Consider the following 5,783-nt stretch of genomic DNA (forward strand, 5'->3'; position numbering starts at 1 on the left):
CGGGTGTTTTCACCCGTGGCCCGCGGAGGCTGCGGGTGCGCTACACCCGGGCGTTGGGCTGCGCGGCGGGGGGGGCGGGGGGTTACCCCGTGCCGTGGATATCCGCGCCGCCGCCCCGCGGGCGGTCAGCCGATGCGGGCGCAGATGTTGTCCGTGGACCCGTGGATCATGTGCAGTGTCTTGTACCCGGTGGCGCTGATGTCCAGCGTGTAGACGCCGTCGATCAGCTGCTCCCCGCGCGGCAGATTGCTGTCGTCCTCGCCGATCCCGGCGAGCACGGGCCCGACCGCGTGCCAGCGCTGCGAACCGTCCGCGTGGTAGTCGACCACTGCGCTGCCACTGGCATCGGCGTCGTGGAAGGCGCCGGTGTCGGTGTTGCTGACCCGGATGACGAGGGCGCCCCTGTACGCGATCTCCGAGGGCGATCCGTCGGGATGGGTGGCCAGCACCTTCTGTACGACCTCGTCCACGACCGGTTCGCCGTGGACCGGGAAGTCGCAGCGGGCACCGGCCGGCGCGTCGAACGGGGCGGTGGGCGCGGGTTCCCAGCCTGTACCGGTGTCGGAGGCGGCCGGGGGGCCGGCCGTGGCAGGCACCCCGGTGAGCAGCACGGTGGTGAGGGCCAGTGCGGAAACAGCGGTGGTCCGGTGCATATGGTCTCCCGGTGGCGGGGGCACCCGGATGAAACCGCGGCCGGTGTGCCCCCGTACACCGGCCGCCTTCTCACCCGGACGAGCATGCACCCGGCCGCCCGCCGCTGTCCCGGGGGCGCGCACGGCGTCGTCCCGACGGCGGGTGCCCCGCACCGGCTCAGCGGATGTGGCGTCCCGAGATCGCCCGTGCGATGACCAGGCGCTGGATCTCGCTGGTCCCCTCGAAGATCGTGTAGATCTTGGCGTCGCGGTACATCCGCTCGACCGGATGCTCCCGGCTGTACCCGGCGCCGCCGAGGATCTGGACGGCCTTCTCGGTGGCGGACACGGCGAGTTCGCCCGCGCGGAGCTTGGACATGGAGCCCTGCCCCGCATCGAAGGTCCGGTCGTTGCGGGCCATCCAGGCGGCCTGCCAGATCAACAGACGGACGGACTCGATCTCGGTGCGGATGTCGGCGAGTGCGAAGGCGATCGACTGGTTCTCGATGATGGGGCGGCCGAACGCCTCGCGCTGTCCCGCGTACTCCAGCGCGTACTCGTACGCCGCCCGCGCGATGCCCAGCGCCTGGGCGCCGACGGTGGGGCGGCTGACCTCGAAGGTCGCCATCGCCGCCTGGCCCTTGGCGTTGGAGCCCTCCCGGGCGCGGGCGAGCCGGGCGTCCAGCTTCTCCTTGCCGCCGAGCAGGCAGTGTCCGGGCACCCGTACGTCGTCCAGGAAGACGTCCGCCGTGTGCGAGGCACGCAGGCCGAGCTTCTTGATGGTGCGGCTCGCCTCGAGGCCCTTCGTGGCGGGCGGAACGATGAACGCGGCCTGTCCGCGGGCGCCGAGCGACGGGTCCACCGAGGCGACGACCACATGGATCTCGGCGATCCCGCCGTTGGTGATCCACGCCTTCTGGCCGGAGAGCACCCACTCGTCCCTGGCCTCGTCGTAACGGGCCTTCGTGGCCATCGCGGAGACGTCCGAGCCGGCCTGCGGTTCGGAGACGCAGAACGCCGCCACCTTCGGGTCGTCCTCGTCGCCGTAGCACTGCGGAACCCACTCGGCGAGCTGGTCCGGCGTCCCGGAGGCGAAGATCCCGGCGACGGCGAGGGAGGTGCCGAAGAGCGCCATGCCGATGCCGGCGTCGCCCCAGAACAGCTCCTCGTTGGCTATCTGGAGGGAGAGCCCTGTGGGGTCGCCGTACATGTCGGCCAGTGACTCGAATCCGTACAGACCGATCCGTGCCGCTTCCTGGATGACCGGCCAGGGCGTCTCCTCGCGGGCGTCCCATTCGGCGGCCGCCGGGCGCACCACCTGGGCGGCGAAGCCGTGCACCCAGTTGCGCAGGTCCTGCTGTTCCTCGGTGAGGGCGAGGGAGAAGTAGCTCATCGGCTCAGGCCTTCGGGATGTCGAAGTAGCGGGTGAGGCCCGAGGCGAGACCGACGTCACCGGCCACCTTCAGCTTGCGCATCATGAACATCGTCACCGGATTGCCGTTGCCGGAGACCAGCTTGAGGAACTCCGCGTCCCCCATCACCAGGGTCGTGCGCGGCTCCGCGTCGGAGCGTCCCTCGCTGATGGTGCAGACACCGTCCGCGATCGAGGTCTCGTAGACCTCGTCGGTGTCCCCGGTGATCTTCCAGCGGATCAGCGCCTTGAGCTGTCCCGCCGCGTCCGGGCGGAACTGCTGCCGCATCCGGCCGAAGACCTCACCGAGCACCCGGGTGCGCAGCTCGCCGTGCATGACCTCGCCGAGCTGCTTGGCGGACAGGCCCTTCACGATCCGCGCGAACTCCGGCGGGGAGACGGCCGCGAAGTCGAGTGCGGCCAGTTCACCGGTGAGGTTGCCGCTGCTGTTGTCGGCCACGCCAGTTCCTTACTCTGGAGTAAACTTACTTTTGAGTAAGGTAAGCGTCGCGAGGCCCCTTCGCAAGGAGGGCGCGGTGGTTACGGAGCCCCGGGGGAGTCACCAGGAGCTGCCGGGGCGCACCGCCAGCATGGGGTGATGGGCGGACAGGAACTTATTGGCGCGGGCCAGCTCCGACAGGGCCTGCTCGCGGTCGGCCTGGTCCTCGACGCCGAGCCGCGGGCCGCGGAACCTGCGGACCTCGCGCGCGGCGCACTCGGCCTCGAACTCCGCCTCCAGGATGTGCGGCGGGATGCAGGAGCCGATCAGCGCGGCGACCCGGTCCGGGATCGGCACGGGGACGAGCAGGTGCGAGGCGGTCATGGGGGTGTTCCCTCTCCGATGGTTGGCCAGGAGGCGATGTGTCGCGGCCGCCGGGTGGGCGGCCGACTCCTCCATATGTACGGGACGCAGTTCCGGGTTTCTCGTTGAGAACGTCTCCGTGTGGCAACCGTTTGGGAATGACCGGCTATTTCCCCTTACTCGTAAGTAGGTTGACTTCGCGTGAGGTGTTCTTCGCTTCCAGCCCGCGTGGCGCTGTTCAGGTGGGCGGTTCGTTGCCGCGTGCCCGCAGCTGCATGGCGCGGAGCACAGTCTCGGTCGAGAACCGCGACTCCGGATCGACGAGTTGCTCGCCGAAGATCGATTCCAGATTCCGCATCCGGTAGCGGACGGTCTGGGGGTGTACGTCGAGCAGCTCGCCCATCTGTGCCGCGGTGCCGCGGGTGTCGAGCCAGATCCGCAGCGTCTCGATCAGCCGCTCGCGCCGGTTGGCGCTGATGTCGGCGATCGGGGCGAGTTCGCGACGCGCGAGCTGGTCCAGCAGGACCGGATCGGAGAGCAGCCAGACGGTGATGAGGTGGTCTTCACAGAGAACGGCCGGCACGTCGTCGATGACACCGATGTCAACGAGTTCGAGTACGCGACGGGCCCAACGGATGGAGTCCGAGGCGAGAGAGGCGGGGACGGTGAGGCCGATGGCCGTATGCACACCCGGGAGCGCATGCTCGAGCATGCGTCTTCGCATGTCGTCGAACGGTCCCGGGATCAGTAAATGCGGCTGCGGGTCGGTGAAGTCCACGAGTATGTCGCGGTCGATGCCGAGCCGGCCCAGATCGGGCGACGGCCGCACCGCCACGAGCGTCACCTCGTCCGGCAGCGCCCAGCCGGTCTGCTCGCAGAGCTCGGCGATGGCGGTACGGGGCACGGGCCGGCCGGCGAGGATCAGGTGCAGGAGTCTTCGCCGCAGCGTGTCCGTGTGATCGCCGGAGGTCGAGCGGACCTCCAGGTACCCCTCACGGGACAGGGCTTCGAGCTCGTCGACGTAGGAGAACAGCGCGTCGGCGAAGGTGAGCATCATGGTGGGGGAGAGGTTGTAGCGCCGGCCGATCTTCTTCGCCCGGCGCAGCGCGACGCGCGCGCCCAGCCGGTACGCGCCCTGCAACTGGTCCAGGCTGCGCCCCTCGTACGCCTCGAACCGCCCGAACCTGCGGCACATCTCGTCGCGCAGCGCGGAGGGTGAGGCGGGTTCGGCGACCTGGTCCACGAACACCGAGATGCTCTGCTCCACCCCGACCCGGATGCCCTGACCGTAGGGACTGTCGAGAAGTCGCGCGTATTCGGGGTAGGCGCGGGTGACCTCCAGACCGATCTCCTTGATCAGGCTGGGGAGTTCGGGCCGCACGATCGCAGCGAACTCCTGCGGCAGCGGTCCCAGCGGCTCTCCCAGCTCCGAGGGTTGAGCAACTCCCGGCATACCTGTACCCCTTGCTCCTCGGCGCCCGATGGGGGGTCGGTGAAGGGAGAGCGCTCCCAGGGAAAGCGCTGCCATCACCGTCAGGTGCGTACCAACGTCGGCTGTCGAAACATAGTCCAAGCCGGGGCCGCTGCCCACAGTCGGAACAGGACGGAATGCAGGGGGCATGTATCGCCGGACGGAGGGGTCCGTGATCGGTTTGCGTTCGTCTCGCGGCGGGCCGGGGGCGGAAGCCGGTATACCGGTTGTTCGGCTTCTACCGGTTGTTCGGCTTCCGGTTGTGTCGGCGGGGCCGGCCCGTCATCGTCAGGAGTGTTGCGATTGCCATGCGCGGGACATTCGACTGCGCGGCCGGGCTGAAGTCAAGAGTGCCTGGAGTGGCCGGAATTCCGTGGTGAGTGGCGCGATCCGAGCGGGTCCGGTGAGGCGGAACCGGAGGTCCCGGGCCCCTGATGGTCATCGGGTGAGCACGATCCAGGACGGTGCGGCAAACGGAGTGCTCACTATTCGACAAGAATTCCGGGGACCGTACTCGCTGCGCAGCAAATTAATGTCCGAGAAGCAGCCTTGCGGAGATTCTTCGGCCCGATGTGTTGCCGAGCAACATTACTCACCCGTAGCGTCATCGCCGAACGCAAGAGGTCGTGCAGTCGGTCAGGTCGGACTGCCACAATTCTGTCCCGTGACCCGCCCCGGAAGTTCCGCCCTATCCGGCCGGAGGCGGCACCCCGGCATCGGGTCACACACCCTGAAGGGAAAACGGATCAGTGAACACCCTTGCACGTAGAGCCGCAGTCGTAACCGCCACCGTCGGAGCGGCGATCGCCATGACGGTGTCGTCGGCCTCCGCCGGTACCCTCGCCTCATGGACGGTGACACCCTCCGGGGCCTATACCGCCCATGCGGACAACCCCACGCTGTCGGTTCCGCTTGCGGACCTTGAGTGCGCATCCTCCGACGTGACGGCCGGATCGCTGCAGGCGACCAGTGCCACCGGTGCCGGGATCGGCACCATCGGCAACATCACCTTCACCGACTGCTCGGTCGGCGGCATCCCGTTCACGGTGACGATGAACGCGACACCGTGGCTGATCAACGCCGAATCGCCGAACGCCTCGAACTCGAACTGGGTGGACGGCTCCGTCAGCAGCATCTCCGCCAAAATCTCGGGCGTCGGCTGTTCCGCGACCTTCACCGGCAAGGTCCACGGGCACTACGCGAACGACATCGGCGCCCTCGTCATTGACGGCACCGGAACCGACCTGGTGGCGTCCAACGCCAGCTGCCTCGGACTCATCAACAACGGCGACGTGGCGTCGTTTGTCGCCTCGTTCCACACCACCGTGACGTCGACGGGTACGTCGCCGGTGATCAGCACCCCGTAAGGCCGAAAGTACGGGACCTTGGTCGCAGGAGATGCCGAACCTTGGTCGTAGGCCGGTGCCGTAACGGCACGCTCACCGGTCAGGAACGGTTCAGGTCCTG

General features: G+C 68.4%; 6 protein-coding genes. 1 reads left to right on the plus strand and 5 read right to left on the minus strand.

Annotated features, from left to right (window positions below; genetic code table 11):
• Positions 1–125: 125 nt before the first annotated feature.
• The 5 genes from ACFVW8_RS37215 to ACFVW8_RS37235 form a co-directional block, all read right to left on the minus strand.
• A complete protein-coding gene (locus ACFVW8_RS37215; protein ID WP_389698130.1) occupies positions 126–653 on the minus strand; it encodes a hypothetical protein in 528 nt (175 codons plus the stop codon).
• Between the two features lie 157 nt (positions 654–810).
• Positions 811–2,025, minus strand: a complete 1,215-nt coding sequence (locus ACFVW8_RS37220) for an acyl-CoA dehydrogenase family protein (RefSeq protein ID WP_389698132.1) — start codon at positions 2,023–2,025, stop codon at positions 811–813.
• A 4-nt stretch (positions 2,026–2,029) separates the two neighbouring features.
• A complete protein-coding gene (locus tag ACFVW8_RS37225; RefSeq protein ID WP_389698134.1) occupies positions 2,030–2,503 on the minus strand; it encodes an SCP2 sterol-binding domain-containing protein in 474 nt (157 codons plus the stop codon).
• 99 nt (positions 2,504–2,602) lie between these two features.
• Positions 2,603–2,866 (minus strand): hypothetical protein, encoded by a 264-nt coding sequence (locus ACFVW8_RS37230; protein ID WP_389698136.1) that lies wholly within the window; start codon positions 2,864–2,866, stop codon positions 2,603–2,605.
• A 217-nt stretch (positions 2,867–3,083) separates the two neighbouring features.
• A complete protein-coding gene (locus tag ACFVW8_RS37235; RefSeq protein ID WP_389698138.1) occupies positions 3,084–4,298 on the minus strand; it encodes a helix-turn-helix domain-containing protein in 1,215 nt (404 codons plus the stop codon).
• Between the two features lie 872 nt (positions 4,299–5,170).
• Between ACFVW8_RS37235 and ACFVW8_RS37240 the strand changes: the two genes are divergently transcribed.
• Positions 5,171–5,683 carry a hypothetical protein gene (locus ACFVW8_RS37240; protein WP_389698140.1) on the plus strand — a complete coding sequence of 171 codons (513 nt, stop codon included), beginning with the start codon at positions 5,171–5,173 and terminating at the stop codon, positions 5,681–5,683.
• Positions 5,684–5,783: the final 100 nt, after the last annotated feature.

It is taken from the genome of Streptomyces sp. NPDC058221 (genome assembly GCF_042882365.1).
Taxonomy (GTDB): domain Bacteria; phylum Actinomycetota; class Actinomycetes; order Streptomycetales; family Streptomycetaceae; genus Streptomyces.